This window comes from Parabacteroides sp. AF17-28 (assembly GCF_003479205.1).
GTDB classification, from domain to species: domain Bacteria; phylum Bacteroidota; class Bacteroidia; order Bacteroidales; family Tannerellaceae; genus Parabacteroides; species Parabacteroides acidifaciens.
Window position 1 is genome coordinate 25,392 of the sequence record NZ_QUGV01000002.1, and the last position, 15,300, is coordinate 40,691.

Annotated in this window: 15 protein-coding genes; 1 reads left to right on the forward strand and 14 read right to left on the reverse strand. The window is 46.8% G+C overall.

The genetic code is table 11. The annotated features are described in order from the left end of the window. Positions 1-3: 3 nt before the first annotated feature. From DWW90_RS01590 to DWW90_RS01600, 3 genes are all read right to left on the reverse strand, one after another. Positions 4-1,860: a 2-oxoacid:acceptor oxidoreductase subunit alpha gene (locus DWW90_RS01590; RefSeq protein WP_122343747.1), complete on the reverse strand. Its 1,857-nt coding sequence runs from the start codon at positions 1,858-1,860 to the stop codon at positions 4-6. 88 nt (positions 1,861-1,948) lie between these two features. After that, positions 1,949-3,154, reverse strand: coding sequence for an alanine dehydrogenase (locus tag DWW90_RS01595; protein ID WP_115498299.1), 1,206 nt, complete (start codon positions 3,152-3,154; stop codon positions 1,949-1,951). 1 nt (position 3,155) lies between these two features. Then, positions 3,156-3,689: a shikimate kinase gene (locus tag DWW90_RS01600; RefSeq protein WP_115498298.1), complete on the reverse strand. Its 534-nt coding sequence runs from the start codon at positions 3,687-3,689 to the stop codon at positions 3,156-3,158. Positions 3,690-3,859: 170 nt separating this feature from the next. Between DWW90_RS01600 and DWW90_RS01605 the strand changes: the two genes are divergently transcribed. After that, positions 3,860-4,495, forward strand: a complete 636-nt coding sequence (locus tag DWW90_RS01605; protein WP_122343748.1) for a viroplasmin family protein — start codon at positions 3,860-3,862, stop codon at positions 4,493-4,495. A 2-nt stretch (positions 4,496-4,497) separates the two neighbouring features. On the opposite strand, the gene DWW90_RS01610 is transcribed toward DWW90_RS01605, so the two are convergent. From DWW90_RS01610 to DWW90_RS01660, 11 genes are all read right to left on the reverse strand, one after another. Beyond that, positions 4,498-5,787, reverse strand: a complete 1,290-nt coding sequence (locus DWW90_RS01610) for a nucleotide sugar dehydrogenase (protein WP_115498375.1) — start codon at positions 5,785-5,787, stop codon at positions 4,498-4,500. Positions 5,788-5,803: 16 nt separating this feature from the next. Further along, on the reverse strand, positions 5,804-6,685 hold the full coding sequence (locus DWW90_RS01615) for a beta-1,6-N-acetylglucosaminyltransferase (protein WP_115498294.1): 882 nt from the start codon (positions 6,683-6,685) through the stop codon (positions 5,804-5,806). Between the two features lie 4 nt (positions 6,686-6,689). Beyond that, positions 6,690-7,601, reverse strand: coding sequence for a glycosyltransferase family 2 protein (locus DWW90_RS01620; protein WP_115498293.1), 912 nt, complete (start codon positions 7,599-7,601; stop codon positions 6,690-6,692). 54 nt (positions 7,602-7,655) lie between these two features. Further along, the gene (locus DWW90_RS01625) at positions 7,656-9,122 is read right to left on the reverse strand and encodes a glycosyltransferase (protein ID WP_122343749.1); all 1,467 of its coding nucleotides are present in this window, start codon (positions 9,120-9,122) and stop codon (positions 7,656-7,658) included. 7 nt (positions 9,123-9,129) lie between these two features. Then, positions 9,130-9,846 carry a glycosyltransferase family A protein gene (locus DWW90_RS01630; protein ID WP_122343750.1) on the reverse strand — a complete coding sequence of 239 codons (717 nt, stop codon included), beginning with the start codon at positions 9,844-9,846 and terminating at the stop codon, positions 9,130-9,132. A 17-nt stretch (positions 9,847-9,863) separates the two neighbouring features. Continuing rightward, on the reverse strand, positions 9,864-10,925 hold the full coding sequence (locus tag DWW90_RS01635) for a glycosyltransferase family 9 protein (RefSeq protein ID WP_122343751.1): 1,062 nt from the start codon (positions 10,923-10,925) through the stop codon (positions 9,864-9,866). Positions 10,926-11,002: 77 nt separating this feature from the next. Next, positions 11,003-11,686 (reverse strand): response regulator transcription factor, encoded by a 684-nt coding sequence (locus DWW90_RS01640; protein WP_122343752.1) that lies wholly within the window; start codon positions 11,684-11,686, stop codon positions 11,003-11,005. 2 nt (positions 11,687-11,688) lie between these two features. After that, positions 11,689-13,122 carry a sensor histidine kinase KdpD gene (locus DWW90_RS01645; protein ID WP_122343753.1) on the reverse strand — a complete coding sequence of 478 codons (1,434 nt, stop codon included), beginning with the start codon at positions 13,120-13,122 and terminating at the stop codon, positions 11,689-11,691. Positions 13,123-13,399: 277 nt separating this feature from the next. Beyond that, the gene (locus DWW90_RS01650; protein ID WP_122343754.1) at positions 13,400-13,984 is read right to left on the reverse strand and encodes a metalloprotease family protein; all 585 of its coding nucleotides are present in this window, start codon (positions 13,982-13,984) and stop codon (positions 13,400-13,402) included. A gap of 23 nt (positions 13,985-14,007) precedes the next feature. Continuing rightward, entirely contained in the window at positions 14,008-14,607 is a 600-nt protein-coding gene (locus DWW90_RS01655) for a DUF3267 domain-containing protein (protein ID WP_122343755.1), read from the reverse strand. A gap of 7 nt (positions 14,608-14,614) precedes the next feature. Then, entirely contained in the window at positions 14,615-15,184 is a 570-nt protein-coding gene (locus DWW90_RS01660; RefSeq protein ID WP_122343756.1) for a metalloprotease family protein, read from the reverse strand. Positions 15,185-15,300 lie beyond the last annotated feature (116 nt).

The window sequence follows — 15,300 nt, forward strand, 5'->3', positions numbered from 1 at the left end:
CTTTTAAGCCTCCAATATTTTCGTGAATTCCTCAACTAATCTCGCTACGACAAAAGGTTGTCCCTTTACGCGGTTAAAACGGTACGGATTGAATCCGGCCACCCGCCCACGCAGGTAGTTTGCAAACTGGCCGTTGTTCTGTTCGGCAACAACCACTTTCTTATATTTACCCAGCACTTCAGCTGTGTTCTTAGGCAACGGACTGATAAACTTGAAGTGAGCCAAAGCCACCTTCTTTCCCTGTTCCTGCATCGTTTCCATCGCTTCGTACAGGTGTCCGTATGTTCCACCCCATCCGACGATCAACAGGTCGGCATCTTCATCTCCGATCACTTCTACATCAGGAATATAATCGGCAATCTTATCAATCTTGGCTTGACGGGTGTTAACCATCTTCTGGTGGTTAACCGGGTCAGTCGAAATGGCGCTTGTTTCGTAGTCTTTCTCAAGACCGCCCAGACGGTGCGCAAAGCCTTCCGTTCCGGGGATAGCCCAATAGCGAACCAAACTATCCTTATCGCGGCGATAGGCTTTCCATACCTTTTCGCTTGCGTCGTAGTTGGAGACATAATTCGGCTTGATTTCCGGATATTCATCCAGGTTCGGCAACTTCCAGGCGGAAGAACCGTTTGCGATGAAAGCGTCTGTCAACAGGATAACCGGAGTCATATGTTCGACAGCCAGTTTACCGGCCCAATAAGCAGCATCGAAACAGTCTGTCGGCGTGGAGGCTGCAATTACGACAACCGGACTTTCACCGTTACGTCCGTAAAGCGCTTGCATCAAGTCGGTCTGTTCGCTCTTGGTCGGCATACCCGTAGAAGGGCCGCCACGCTGTACGTCGATGATAACCAGCGGCAATTCGGCAATAACAGCCAGACCGATCGCTTCACTCTTCAGCGCCAGACCGGGACCGGATGTTGATGTGGCAGCCAGACAACCTGCAAAGCTGGCACCGATGGAAGTACAGATACCTGCAATTTCATCTTCTGCCTGTACAGTAACGACACCTAAATCTTTGCGTTTCGACAATTCATGCAGGATATCGGTTGCCGGTGTAATCGGGTAACTTCCCAGGAACAGCTGCAAGCCAGCCTTTTCGGCTGCTGCAATCAGACCGTAAGAAGTAGCCTTGTTTCCGTTTACATCGGTATAGAAACCCGGTTCGGCTTTCTTACTTTCGATACGATAGGTCGAAACCGAAGCGTGGATATTATGTCCGTAGTTGTAACCGTCCGTCAGCGCCTTGATGTTAGCCTGAGCAATTGCCGGTTTCTTGGCAAACTTATTCTGAAGCATATGCATGGCTTCTTCCAGCGGACGTTCGAACAGCCAACAAACCAATCCCAATGCGAACATATTCTTGCAACGGAGCGCAGACTTATTGTCCAGACCAAATTCAGCCAGACCGTCTTTCACCATTGTCGAGATAGGAGCTGCCACAACCTGAACGCCTCCGAGTCCCAGTTCCTTGAACGGATCGTCTGTCGTAAACAGCGCTTTATCCAGGTCACTCTTCTGGAACGAATCGGTATCGATAATGACGATAGCATTGGGCTTCAAGTTCTTTACATTTACTTTCAGCGCAGCGGGATTCATTGCCACCAATACATCCGCCTTATCACCAGGAGTAAAAATCTTACGGGATCCCAGATGAACCTGGAAACCTGATACGCCACTTAGTGTTCCCTGGGGAGCACGTACTTCTGCCGGATAATCGGGGAATGTAGATATTTCATTCCCAAAAATAGCCGACAGATTCGAAAAGATTGTTCCGGTTAACTGCATTCCGTCCCCGGAGTCCCCGGAGAAACGGATGACAACCTTTTCCAGAGTTGTTACTTTTGTCTGTTCTGCCATAATATAATTTATTAGCTTAATCGCCTGTTTATATTTAAGATTCCCGCAAAGTAAAGCATAAACTTCGCGAGTTCAAAACTTTTAAGGGTTAAAACGCAGACAGGTATAGATCGATGTTATTAGAAGATAGACCGAATCTATTGGAAACGTAGTTGTTAACGGGTTTCCCGCAATACATATACACGCCGCTTTTGAACCCGGGATCACTCTTGACCATTCCCTGCACGGCACCGGCGTCGCCCAACTGAAAAAGCATCGGAACAAAGATATTGCTCAATGCCATTGATGTGGTACGCGCCACATAGTTGCTGATATTCTGCTTGCAATAATGCAACACACCATACTGCTCGAAAATTGCCGGATCGGAAGGGCAAAGACAGCAGGTCGTCTCGAAGCAACCGCCTTGGTTGATCCTGAGATCGATGACCAGCGCACCGCGCTTCATAGTCCGGATCATATCTTCGGCAATTATATAGCGGTGGCGGGAATTTATATAACGCATTGCCCCGATTACCACATCTGCGCTGCGAAAAGCGTTCTGCAAAACATTCGGGTGGAAGGTGGAAGTAAACAATCCCTGCCCCAAAACCTGCTGGATCGTCCGAAGCTTGTTGATATCGTCATCGAAGACTTTCACGGAAGCTCCCAACGCCATAGCAGCACGGGCGGCAACGGTCCCGGCATTGCCGGCCCCGATAATCACAACTTCCGTCGGAGAAACGCCCGGTATGCCTCCCAGCAAAATACCCTTTCCTCCCTGCGTATTGCTCAACAGTTCGGATGCAATGGAAATGGAGGCCGTCCCTTCAATCTCTGAGATCACATTCAACACCGGACAGCACTGCGTTTCGTCCGCCAGCAGCTCGTAAGCAATCGCCGTGATCCGTTTCGCCATCATGAGCTCGAAGGCTTCCTGTGAAAAGACGTTGAACTGGACAGTGGAGAACAACGTAGCTCGCTGTTTCATCATCGCCACCTCAGCGGCAAGCGGCGGCAATATCTTCAGGATAACATCCGCCTGATAGACTTCGGCCGGCGTCGCCACAATTTCAGCACCCGCTTCCGAGTAATGATTATCAGAATAGTTGATTCCTAACCCGGCCCCGGTTTCGACCAGGACATGATGCCCGCGGTCAGTCAGCATATCGACAGCTTCCGGAGTCAAAGCCAGACGCCGTTCGTCTTCTACCCGCTCACAGGGAATACCTATCAGCAAGCGATTGTTTACCTTACTGAGTTCTTTCAATAATTCCTGGGGAATATAAACTCCCTGTCCTTGTTTGCCTACTGTCATATCAGTTGAAAGTTGAAAATAGCGTTGCCAATGCTTGTGATATATTCTGCACATCCTGATCAGTCATCATCTCTTCCGCATTGAAGACGATAGATGCCTTCGAATAGAAAGGTTCCCTTTTCTCTAAACTTTCGGCGATAAAGGCTCTCAACTCATCGCCCGAACGCCCTTTCAACACCGGACGCGTCGTTTTGCAGAGTTCCAGGCGTTTTGCCAGCTCATCGACCGAGACCTTGAGATAAACGGTTTGTCCGGCTTCATTCATAAACTCCATATTATCGAAAAAGCAGGGTGCACCGCCTCCGGTAGACACCAGGACGTCTTCAAACATAGCCACTTCGCGGAGCATCCTCCGTTCGACATCCCGGAACGCCTCTTCCCCTCTTTCAGCAAAAAGCTGACCGACGGTTTTATGATAACGGCCTTCTATATAATGGTCCAGATCAATAAACGAGAGCCCCAACTGCCTTGACAACACCTTTCCCACAGTAGTTTTTCCGGCTCCCATATATCCAATCAGAAATATACGCTTCATATCTAAACGATTGTTTCCTGCAAATGTATACTTTTTCCGCTAAGAACGCCCGTTTTATGCCGGATAAATTTTTATCTTTGACCCCATGCATTCCCGGTTTCCCCAGCAGGGAATCCAAACTTCTCCCGGAGAACGGAGAAGTTTGATGCGGATCTTTTAAACAGGAAGTAATGGCAAAAAATAAATATTATGTAGTATGGAAAGGGCTGAATCCCGGCGTCTATGACAACTGGGCCGAATGCAAAGCGCAGGTGGAAGGCCAGGACGGAGCCAAATATAAGTCGTTCGAGACCGAGGAAGAGGCGACAAAGGCTTTTAATGGAGGATATGAACATTATCTGAAAGCAGCATCCTCCGCCAAAGCGGCAGCCGGTCTTACTCCGAAAGCGCCCGTTGGAAAGCCGGTCTGGGAAAGCCTTTGTGTCGATGCAGCTTGTAGCGGCAATCCGGGCGACATGGAATACCGGGGCGTTTATCCACCGACCATGCAAGAGGTCTTCCGCATCGGGCCGCTGAAGAAAGGGACAAACAACATCGGAGAGTTCCTGGCACTCGTGCACGGCCTCGCCCTGTTGAAGCAAATGGGCAGCAACCTGCCGATCTATTCGGATAGCCGGAACGCCATCGGCTGGGTGAAAAAGAAAAAATGCAAGACGCTATTGGAACGCGTACCGGAGAACGAACCGATCTTCGACCTGATCCAGCGGGCGGAGAAATGGCTCAACACAAACACTTACACAACTACCATCCTCAAATGGGAAACCTCAGAATGGGGCGAGATTCCGGCGGATTTCGGGAGGAAATAAAATCATAGCCTGTCATCCACCCAAGCCGGATTCAGGCAGCCTTTCACATCATAGACGACGCTGTGCTCCTTTGCCAGAGCCGGGACATCCAAAGAAAGGAAATCCGTATGGGCAACGGCCAGCACGACTACGTCGAACTTCTTATCAGGCAGGGAAGAGAGAACTTCCAACCCGTATTCGCGCCGCACATCTTCCTGCCGTGCCCAGGGATCATAAATCGTGACCTTTATGCCGTAATCCTGCAGGTAGCGGACGACATCACCGACCTTGGAGTTGCGAACATCCGGACAGTTTTCCTTGAAAGTAAAGCCCAACACCAACGCTTCCGCATTCCGCACCGGGACATCTTTCTTAATCATACATTTCACGACACGCCCGGCGATATATTCGCCCATCGTATCATTGATGCGGCGTCCGTACAAGATCAGTCCCGGATGAAAACCGTAGTCCTGTGCCTTGCGAATCAGGTAATAAGGATCGACACCGATGCAATGACCGCCAACCAGTCCAGGTTTGAAATGCAGGAAGTTCCATTTTGTTCCGGCCGCAGCCAACACCTCATTCGTGTCGATGCCGATCAGATGGAATATCTTGGACAACTCGTTCATAAAAGCGATATTGATATCGCGCTGGGAGTTCTCGATCACCTTGGCGGCTTCAGCCACTTTTATACTGGAGACAGGGAAAGTTCCGGCCGTAATCACCGAGCGATACAACGCATCCACTTTGGCTGCCGCTTCGGGCGTGGAACCGGAGGTGACTTTCATAATCTTCTCTACGGTATGTTCCTTATCGCCGGGATTGATACGCTCCGGAGAATATCCGGCAAAGAAATCACGGTTGAAAACGAGTCCTGATGTCTTTTCCAGAATCGGGACACATTCCTCTTCCGTTATGCCGGGACAAACGGTCGATTCATAGATTACAATATCGCCTTTCCCCAACACTTTCCCGACGGTCTCGCTGGCCGAATACAAAGGTGTCAAGTCGGGACTGTGATGAAGATCCACAGGCGTGGGAACCGCTACAATATAATAGTTGCACGAGCGAAGCTCTTCCACATCGGAAGTGCAGAACAAACCGTTCTCCCCTTCGCCCGGAAGATGCGGAAGCAATACGGACTGCAACAACTCGCCGGATACTTCCTGCGTCGCATCCTGTCCGGCCATCAAGGCAGCCACCCGCTCCCGCTTCACATCAAATCCGACAACCGGATAAAGCGTAGCAAACAACCGCGCCAGCGGCAACCCCACATATCCTAAGCCGATAACGGCAACTCTTATCTTTCCCATCGTATTCTCTTTGTTTTTATTCACTATAGTGTTTCCGTATCCTTCCAATTAGTCCGGGATTGGCAGAACTGAATTTGCGGGCAAAAAGCTTATCCGAACGAAACAGTTCTTCGCAATCCGTATCTTTCCACACGTAAGGACGTCCCCGCTTCCAGTCTATTTCCCGCATACAGCTTGTTTCCGCATCCTCCAATGAATAAACATTGGAACGAAAAGGTGAATTCCACAGAATCGTTTGCAGAAATATCTCATCCGGACAAAGTGTGTACCGGAAACGTTTCAAGACAAAATTCCTTCTCTCGATAAGGTATTCGACAAAGGCCTGCGTGACACTCACCCAGTTTGGCCCTTTTTTGAATTCCAATTCATGATACCTGCGATACCAGGAAATCTTCTGCAAACTTAATACGATATTCCGACTGAAAGAGGAGGCCGAATGCAAAAAAGTATTTCCTCCTTTAACACGCTCCGTAAACAGGTAATATCGCGATATTTTGCGGTCCAGATCCCGCCGATGTGCCTCATCCTGCCAGAAACCGACAAACTCTTTTCCTCCATTCTCCTGAAAGAAGGCATGAATATAATCCTGTCTCTGTATCGGCAAATCAACGCCCGATAAAAGATGATAATAAGCATACGGTCCATTCAAGAAAGCTGCCTGAAATAACAGATATTCCACTTTCACCTGACTGATATCTCCCCAAAAGACCTTCACCGGGTTCTGCAGAATGTAGAACCCGGCTTTCTTCATCTTGAAGAAGCTTATCCGGCTAAATAAATCATGCGCACGTTTATCCACATGCAGATAAACATCGTTTCGCTCATCATCCAACATGGATAGCAGAGTTTCCAGCACGGGTAACTCACCATGTGCAATAATCAAATAAGCGTGTTTCATTTTGTCAGTCTTTATTCAGGCGTGCAAAGAATTCCGGTATAGTCGAATCCTCCCGGATAAATCCGTCCCGTTTCAGTTGGTCAAACGAAGCGATTCCCACCACTCTATCATACTCGGCTTCCAACAAACCATCCTTATACAATTGGTAGAAATAACGCCAATGACGTCCGCCATGCTTCTTGGGATTTTGCTCCAGTTGCTTTCCTCCGTTGATCATCTTCTCTAAAAACGGTTGTTTTCCCCGAATATTATAATGATAAATACGGATTTCACTTGCTGCAGTCCGTTTCGGAAACATGGTCACTTTATGATTGCCCATCGAGATTTGAATATATCCTGTTGTGCGATGGATTACTTTTTGATTCTGCCGGGTAAAAAGAGAATAACGGGAAAGATTATAAAGTTCAGGATCAGCAACGACTTCCACCGTCCGATTCCATTGCCAAAACGGTTTATCCTCTTCCGGATAAACACATTTCATCTCACAAGTCAGGACATTTGCAGCAGTGGAAATAAGTTCCGTCTTTAAGTTCCCGGACGGGGCATACCACAACTCATCAGCATCCGCATTAATGATCCAGTCAGCCTGATAAACAGATTTTGCTTTCCAGATCATGCGATCGACCCATTTCTTTTGTTCATAGTTCGTCGCCTTCTCTTCGATAACCTCGAGGATCCAGCCTTTTTCTTTATATTTACGGATAATTTCCGGTGTCCGATCCGATGAGTTATTATCAGTAATAATGAAACCGTCCACTCCCATTGCTTTGTGAAACAACAGATTCTCTTCCAGCATGTCTTCTTCATTCTTGACCAGCAAAGTCATTATCAACCGCGGAGCCGGACACGGCCTGAAAGCTTTATAGCTCTCCATGATGGCCTGAAGGATTTTCTTATTTAAAAATAGGTAACTCATATTCAAATTTCACATTTAACGATAATAATATAACCTGGCATAAACACCAGATACTTATTGCGAGGGAGGATTATGGCTCAGTATTCGTTTTAAACATTCAGCACCATCAAAACCGCGTGCCTTTGCATATTCGTCGGCAAGCACGGCAAACATTTCATGCGTGCCGGGCAATCGCTCAAAATTCTTACATCCTTCTTCCATCCCGATCTCTCTGAAACGTATTCTGTTCAAATCAATAATTTCCACTTTCACGTCCTGTTCTGTTTCCTTAAACAGGATATTACCACGTGAGTAATCTTTATGCAAATAGCCATGTTCATGCATGGCTGCCGTAGCACGGGCTATCGCACGGAGAATCCGTTCCTGTCCGGTAAAATGGCTTTTCACCAAATCATAATATATGTGAGGGCATTCCGATTTCAGGCTAACGTAATAGCTGCGCGTAAACAGCAAACCTGTACGTTCGGTATAATAGCCCACCGGTTGAGGTGTTCCGATACCCGATTTCAACAACAGTTCTGCATACTCATACGAACGTTGCGCCTTGGAAGAACGGAAGAGGCCATAGACAATTTGATTAACCGGGTTCGGTTTGCAAAAAGACTTTATGACCAATTCTTTCCCTTTATAATCAATCTCACGCAACTCATTACGACCTTTATGAATGATCCGGCCTTCATTATTCTTAAAATAAACAGGAAGCGCCTTTATAAAAGAAGTAAAGTCTGCAAAGTCCTTATTCACAAAAACCACACGAGGGTGAAACAGGCGATAAGCCTTATTTATCAGCTTCGACCAGGTTCTCCTATATCGCAGAGGGCCGCCTAATTCCCGTTCAAAAAATTCCGGGTGACGCTTATTCAAGACGTCGATGACGTGCTTTTTCAATGAACGGTCCGTTACGCGTTTCGAACTGTTCCGGACCCGGTAATGCAGGGAGATTTCAGGAAGCTTCACGACTTTCCCACCGTCTTTCAGTATCGATATCCAAAACTCCCAGTCTTCGCGGGCAATGATTTCCTCGCAATAACCTTTCACCCGCTCCCAATCGGACTTCCGATACAGGGCGCACGTGTCCATAATATTCTTCCTGGCCAGCAGTTTCAAGGAAAAAGGAGGTAAAACCCACTCGCCCGAACGGTCACCGAAGAAGTCTGCACGCGGACAGACAACCTTGATCTCATCATCCTGCACGATTACCTCGACCGCTTTACGGATAAAAACCGGGGTAATCGTATTATCCGCATCGACCGGCAAGATCAACTCCCCTTCCGCCAACGCTATCGCATGGTTACGGGCGGCACAGGCGCCGGCATTCGGTTGCGTGTACGCTTTCACCCGTGCATCCTTCGATGCATACGCTTTTGCAATCTGCAGGGAGGAATCTTTCGAACCGTCATCCATGACAATCACTTCAAACGAAGGATAGTCGGAAGCTAAAACAGAATCGAGCGTCTCACTCAAATACTGTTCCATGTTGTACACGGGCACGATTACCGAAACCAAAGGTGAATGATTCATAAGCAAATCAGATTTTATCCAGGCCTTTCGTAAACTTCAGCCAGTAATATTTCAGGGGATTTGTATATTTAAGCTGTTTCCAGGGACGACTGCCATGCGGACGGTGCCACACGGTGAGCGTAGTAAACAGATAGTTCGTAAAACCCTTTTCCAGAGAACGGTGCGAAATCGTCACATCATGCCAGTTCTTTGATGGGTCCAGCAGATGGAAATCGAACGTTTTCAGGAAAGAGAGTGTAAGCAGCGAGCAGCAGAAACTCAGATGTTTCTTCTCCGGAAAAACCTGTCCTTCTTTGCCTTTGGCATATAAATAAGGATAGTTGATATTCTCCTGCTCGTCGACAGTAACGGCAGCGGCAATCCCGCAATCCGGACGATCCGACGCACCGTCAAACAAAGCCTGCAGGGTATGTTTCTTCACGATAACATCCGATTCCACGATCAGCAATCCGGCTTCCGCCGCAATCGCCTTTTCCTGTGCCGTCTGAAGGATTAACAGATAGTTGGGAGAAGGATGTTCGGTCAGACCCGACAGATTCACCAGTTCAAAGCCCAGTCTTTCCGAAGCTTCGCGCAGCCTTTCCGTGTTTTCTTCCGTACTGAAATCATTATATACAAAATAACGATAAGGCACGGTAAAATCGGATGCAAGTATCGATTCGATTGTCTGCAAAGTCAGCTCGATCGAATCTTTTACCGGAGTGATAATATGTAATTGTTTCATATGCAACTTTATTTGTACTATTCGGATAAACCGGCTGTAACCTGCTGTTTTTCGCTCAAAGCATCCAACACGCGGGAGACGATCGTTTCCGCCGGCAACTGTGTCAGACAAGCCCAGTCCCCCCGGGCACATTCTTTCTGCCCGAACTGCGAACAGGGGCGACAAGGCAAAGGCAGCCCGATCACATCATCCGGACGCTGGCGATAGCCGTAAAAGCCTGTATATGTATGCGTTGCTCCCCAGACAGACAGGACACGCGTCCCGACCAATGATGCAAAATGCATATTAGCCGAATCCATGCTCAACAGCAAGTCTAACTGACTTATTAACGCCAATTCGTTGTCGAGCGTATATTTCCCGACCACATTCTTCACATGCGGGTAACGATATTCCCATTCTTCCAGTATCGCTTCTTCGTATCCTTTCGCCCCGAACAGAAACAGCGTTATATCTTCCCGCCGGGAAAGAGCCGCCACGACCTGTTCCATTTCATCTATCGGATAAACCTTTCCCCGATAACGTGCAAAAGGTGCAATTCCCAGCCATTTACCTGTCTTGGCTCCGGCAATGGCTTCCATCTTGGACAAGTCTGCCGGACGCGATTCATAAAGGGAAGTAAACGACTCGGTATAAGCCAGTCCCGCAGCCCGGAAAACATCAGCATAGCGCTCGATAACAGTCGGTAGCGGTTCCATCTTCTTATTCTCCTTCCGCATAAGCGGCGGATATCTTTTCCGGATTTTATCCAGGACATAAACCGGCTTGCCTTTCACCCAAAAGAGTGTACGGATAATCATCGTGCGAATGACATCATTCAAATCCAATACGACATCATAATCGAATTTCACCAAGGCGGAAGTAAAACGCAAAAGACCGATGAGTGTTTTTTCGGCCCCTTTCGTACTGATGCCTATCACCTCTAAATTGGAAGGACGGTTCATAAAAACCGGCATCATAAACGCCTGAGTCAACACCGTAAACGAATCTTGTGGATTAGCTTTGGCTGCAGAATAGATGACCGGAAGTGTCATCGCCACATCGGCAATAGCAGCAAGTCGTATGACCAATATTTTTGCCATTATTTCTTATCGTACATTTTCATTTGTACCGCATGAATCTCTTTGTAAATACCAGTGTACAAAGATAGCAAGTTTTTTCATCCTTTCAGCATATAGCCTTTTTTTGTCAAAGAAACGATGCCGGTGGAGGGGTCGTTGCGGAGGGCTTTACGGAGATAAGTGATTTGGACATTCAAGGCGAGGGAATTGGCATAAGAGACATTCCCCCATACGGCTGAAAGGAGGATTTCGCGGTCGATCGCCACATTCGGGTTGCGGGCCAGAATACGGAGGATTTCCGCCTGGCGGGAAGTGATCAATGTCTTGCTGTTGCCGGTCCGTATCTCGTTCGTGGAGTAATCGAATACGGTATTGCCGAAATGGTAGGTTTCTTCTTCGACCTCCACTTCGGGGTTCGTTTCCAGACGTTCTTTGATACGCGCCAATAGCTCTTCCGGATAGAACGGTTTGGCGAGATAGTCATTCCCTTTCAGGCTAAAGCCCTTCAGACGGTCGCTCTTGTCCGAGCGGTCGGAAAGGAAGAAGATGAGGACATGGCGGTCGGCTTCGCGTATCTTTTCCGCCACTTCAAAACCGTTCAGTCCCGGCATATTGATATCCAGCAGGACCAGGTCGGGCTTAACGACCGGAAACTGCTCGAGCGCCATCGTCCCGTTGCCGGTATAGGTCACATCATATCCTTCTTTCTCCAGAAAACGCTTCAGAAGAAGGGAATATTTCAGGTCATCGTCCGCAAAAAGTATTTTCAAAGGTACTGCCATACTCATCTTATATTAGGTATTTCCACTGTTACTTCCGTTCCCTTCCCGACTTCACTGCGGAGCGATACATGCCCGTGATGCGCCTCGACAACCTGACGCACATAGCTTAGCCCCAGTCCTAATCCCGGAATCTGTTTATCCGGCAGACGGGCGGAACGGTAGAATTTATCAAATACTTTTCCCTGTTCATCCGGAGCAATGCCCACGCCATTATCGGCAACCGTCAACACGACCGACTGTTCATTTCGGATAACAACCACCCGGATATTCACTTCCGGACCGGAGTACTTAATCGCATTCTCGATCAGGTTACTGAGGATATTGGCGATATGTACCGGATCAGCCGTAACAGGCGGAAGTTCAGGAGGGAAAGCCGTGGAGAACGTAACCTGTTTTCCGGAAGGGATATGGATCAGGCGAATGACCTTTTCCACCAACTCCTGTAGATTGAACGCGACAGGATGCAATAGCGTCGCACTGCCGTCGGCACTCACCATATTCTTCAGTTTCCCTAAATAAGCCGAAAGATTATCCAACTCGAACATTGCATCCTGCACAGCCTCATCGCTCGCCGCCTCATCCATCCGCATCTGCTTGTCATTCAGAAAAGCGATACACATCTTGATAGTCTGTACCGGACGGCGCAACTCATGAATCATTGTGTGGACAAAACTTTCGCGCAATTCACCCAACTTCTTCTGTGCAAGGATCGTCTTGATCAGGAAACCCAGACAGCCCAATAATAAGACAATCAGGAAAAGACTTAAGATCAATTGCCCTGCCATCTTCTTCAATAGAGAATTGGCAGTGAGACCAACCTCGATCATCACCCCCCTTTTTTCTAACGGCGCATAGCGGTATTTGACACCTAAGCAAGGCGGGAACAGATGCCCCGGCAGGATTTCCCAAGATGCGAACCGGCTTAACGTATCTCCCTCCGGCAAGAATGATACCCGGAAATCATACAGCGGCAAACGTTCCCGGAGCAGACTGTCGAGCCGTTCCGTCCGAAAAGGTATATGGTGATTGACCACACTACGCTCCACGCCATGAATAATACTGTCCTCTGGAAGATATGGGTCAAAAGAGATACGAAGCTTTGTTATATTCACCTGGTCTTCGTTTGCTGTATCGGGCATCCCCTTCCTGTCGAAGTTCAAGCTAAGCTGTGTCAAGACATTCCGGGAGACAGAATCCTGCTTTGATCGAGTCTGTGAGTTCCGGCCGAGAACAAATGAAGTATCATCCCCTAACGCCACCTTCTTACGCCCGGCAAATTCTTCATCTCCGACACGCAATACATCGGCAGCCACCTCGTCCGCATACCGTTCAGCCTCATAGTAATATTGGTTATACAGCCAATATCCCTGTACGCCGATTGCCACCAATGCCGAAAGCAAGGATAATATATAAATCAGTTTGATCCGCTTTTCCATCTGCCCGTCTTATTTCTTTCCGGCAAAGATAGAAAGGCTGCCCGATAAGTCCCGTATGGAGACGGTTCTTTTTCGGGCAGCGTAATATTTTAGTAATAAATCAGGAAAAGAAATTTTGTTGCACATAATAGAAAAATCTCCCTACAACATAGCCTAAACGATAGATCATTGCCAAAGAGACTAAGCATAACAGTATATTTATGCCATTCCGGTATCTCTTGTCCTCGTAATAACGCACAATCAGTTGGTGTAATTTTGATTCCATAATATATATGTATTAATAAGTTTCTTTGATTATAGTAGCATTAAACGACCGTTTTCCATCAACAATCTTATCCTCGTCTTTAAAAGACCGAAGTTTTAGGAAATACCAAAAGTCATTGCTGCTACAAATAAGGCAATAACCGCCGAAATAGTAGACTAAGGGGTTTCCCATACAAAATCCGTGTAACATAGGCAGTAACCCCATCACAAGGAAAGGCAATAATAACGCCACGCGATAATACTTCAATGCCATTGGCTTAACCAGTAGAAATCGCCACGCCCCCTGATCCATCTTCCATTGTAAAGCATGACGGTCTCGGCCGGAAAAATAATACAGCACGGCATACTGAATCAAAATATATCCTGCAAAACCAAACAATATACAGACAATCCCTATATACTTGATTGCATACCCCAACTGATGGCCAGAATCAAAAGCAGAACCTTTCCCCCAGATATAATTAAATAACCAGCCACCTATTATGACGACCATTAGTATTAATACCACGCCTCTTCCATTTATCCAGCCAGCTTTCATTTTCACCTCCATCCCCTCCGGATGTATATATTCTTCTAATATTTTATCTTTCGTGTCCATATCGTTGTTACATTTTATCTGAATTAATACGTACTTTTAAGAATCATACAGGAATAAGGCTTCTTTCCATCTACTATTTTGTCTTCTGCCCTAAAAGAGCGGAGTTTCCAGCAATAGTAACAATCTCCAAAACCAATACCAGTAGAAAGAATTCCAAAAACATAAATAAACAGGTTTCCTGAGCAGAACCCATGTACCATAGGGAAAATACCCAATATAAAGAACGGAGCCAGCAACACCAGGCGATAGTATCTCAAAGCGAGAGGTTTCACTAATAAGAGACCGAAACATTTCCAATCTTTATTCCAACATATAGCCCGACGGTCTTTTCCGGAAAACCAATAAAGCAATGCATATTGCATTAAGTGATAAGCCAGCATAAAAAGAAAAAGAATCGATATGCCTTTCAAACTGAAAACAAACATCCTCAACATTTTTCCTACTTCACGCCCTGCCTGATACTCGGGAACTCCTCCCCATACAGAGTTAAATAATAGCCCTCCCGCCATAGCTAAGAAAAGAAATAAATAGCTACATATCGTAATTATTCGGCTAACATTCACTTCCACTACCACTCCTTCCGGGTGAATATACTCTCCCATTCTTTTATCTTGTGCTTCCATATCGCTGTTACATTTTATCCGAATTAATATATGTGCCTTTAAAAACTATTGCGGAATAAGGTTCTTCACCATCAACGATCATATCTTCTCCGCTAAAATGGCGGAGTTTCCACAAATAGATAAAATCACCCATCGCACCCGCATAAAATAGAACCAGTCCTACAGCATAGCACGTTGGATTTCCGGTACACAATCCATGTATGGATGGCAATACTCCCAAGACTGTAGCCGGCAGCACCAACATCACACGATAGTATTTTAATAGCATAGGCTTTTTCAAAAGAAGTCCTGTTATTCCCCAGCCTATACGAAAACGAAGAGCCCGAATATCTCTTCCAGTAAAAAAATATAGTAGAAGAAACTGAAAAGAGATATAAGTTGCACACATAAGGAAAAGTCCGCCAACACCTCCAGTCGAATATTTCGATTCGCCCCATATATAGTCGAATAACATCAAACTCATGATAAGAAGCACAAAACAAAAAACTATCCATAGCCTTCTCTTACCCATAGGAGCCTTAACTTCCACTCCTCCCGAAGGTATATATTCTTCCATCCTTTTATCTTTCGTTTCCATATCGTATTTGTTTTTTGATTTCTACACTGCAAAGATACAGGAGAGGAAAGAGATAGAAAGTTATCTCAACGTTATCTTTACGTTAAGATGGAAAGCAAAGGGTGCCGGGAATGGTG

Coding starts and splice junctions, on each gene's coding strand:
- DWW90_RS01610 (WP_115498375.1), bottom strand. CDS start 5,787: ATGGGAAAGATAAGAGTTGCCGTTATCGGCTTAGGATATGTGGGGTTG.
- DWW90_RS01635 (WP_122343751.1), bottom strand. CDS start 10,925: ATGGCAAAAATATTGGTCATACGACTTGCTGCTATTGCCGATGTGGCG.
- DWW90_RS01650 (WP_122343754.1), bottom strand. CDS start 13,984: ATGGACACGAAAGATAAAATATTAGAAGAATATATACATCCGGAGGGG.
- DWW90_RS01630 (WP_122343750.1), bottom strand. CDS start 9,846: ATGAAACAATTACATATTATCACTCCGGTAAAAGATTCGATCGAGCTG.
- DWW90_RS01660 (WP_122343756.1), bottom strand. CDS start 15,184: ATGGAAACGAAAGATAAAAGGATGGAAGAATATATACCTTCGGGAGGA.
- DWW90_RS01605 (WP_122343748.1), top strand. CDS start 3,860: ATGGCAAAAAATAAATATTATGTAGTATGGAAAGGGCTGAATCCCGGC.
- DWW90_RS01640 (WP_122343752.1), bottom strand. CDS start 11,686: ATGGCAGTACCTTTGAAAATACTTTTTGCGGACGATGACCTGAAATAT.
- DWW90_RS01620 (WP_115498293.1), bottom strand. CDS start 7,601: ATGAGTTACCTATTTTTAAATAAGAAAATCCTTCAGGCCATCATGGAG.
- DWW90_RS01615 (WP_115498294.1), bottom strand. CDS start 6,685: ATGAAACACGCTTATTTGATTATTGCACATGGTGAGTTACCCGTGCTG.
- DWW90_RS01595 (WP_115498299.1), bottom strand. CDS start 3,154: ATGACAGTAGGCAAACAAGGACAGGGAGTTTATATTCCCCAGGAATTA.
- DWW90_RS01590 (WP_122343747.1), bottom strand. CDS start 1,860: ATGGCAGAACAGACAAAAGTAACAACTCTGGAAAAGGTTGTCATCCGT.
- DWW90_RS01625 (WP_122343749.1), bottom strand. CDS start 9,122: ATGAATCATTCACCTTTGGTTTCGGTAATCGTGCCCGTGTACAACATG.
- DWW90_RS01645 (WP_122343753.1), bottom strand. CDS start 13,122: ATGGAAAAGCGGATCAAACTGATTTATATATTATCCTTGCTTTCGGCA.
- DWW90_RS01600 (WP_115498298.1), bottom strand. CDS start 3,689: ATGAAGCGTATATTTCTGATTGGATATATGGGAGCCGGAAAAACTACT.
- DWW90_RS01655 (WP_122343755.1), bottom strand. CDS start 14,607: ATGGAAGCACAAGATAAAAGAATGGGAGAGTATATTCACCCGGAAGGA.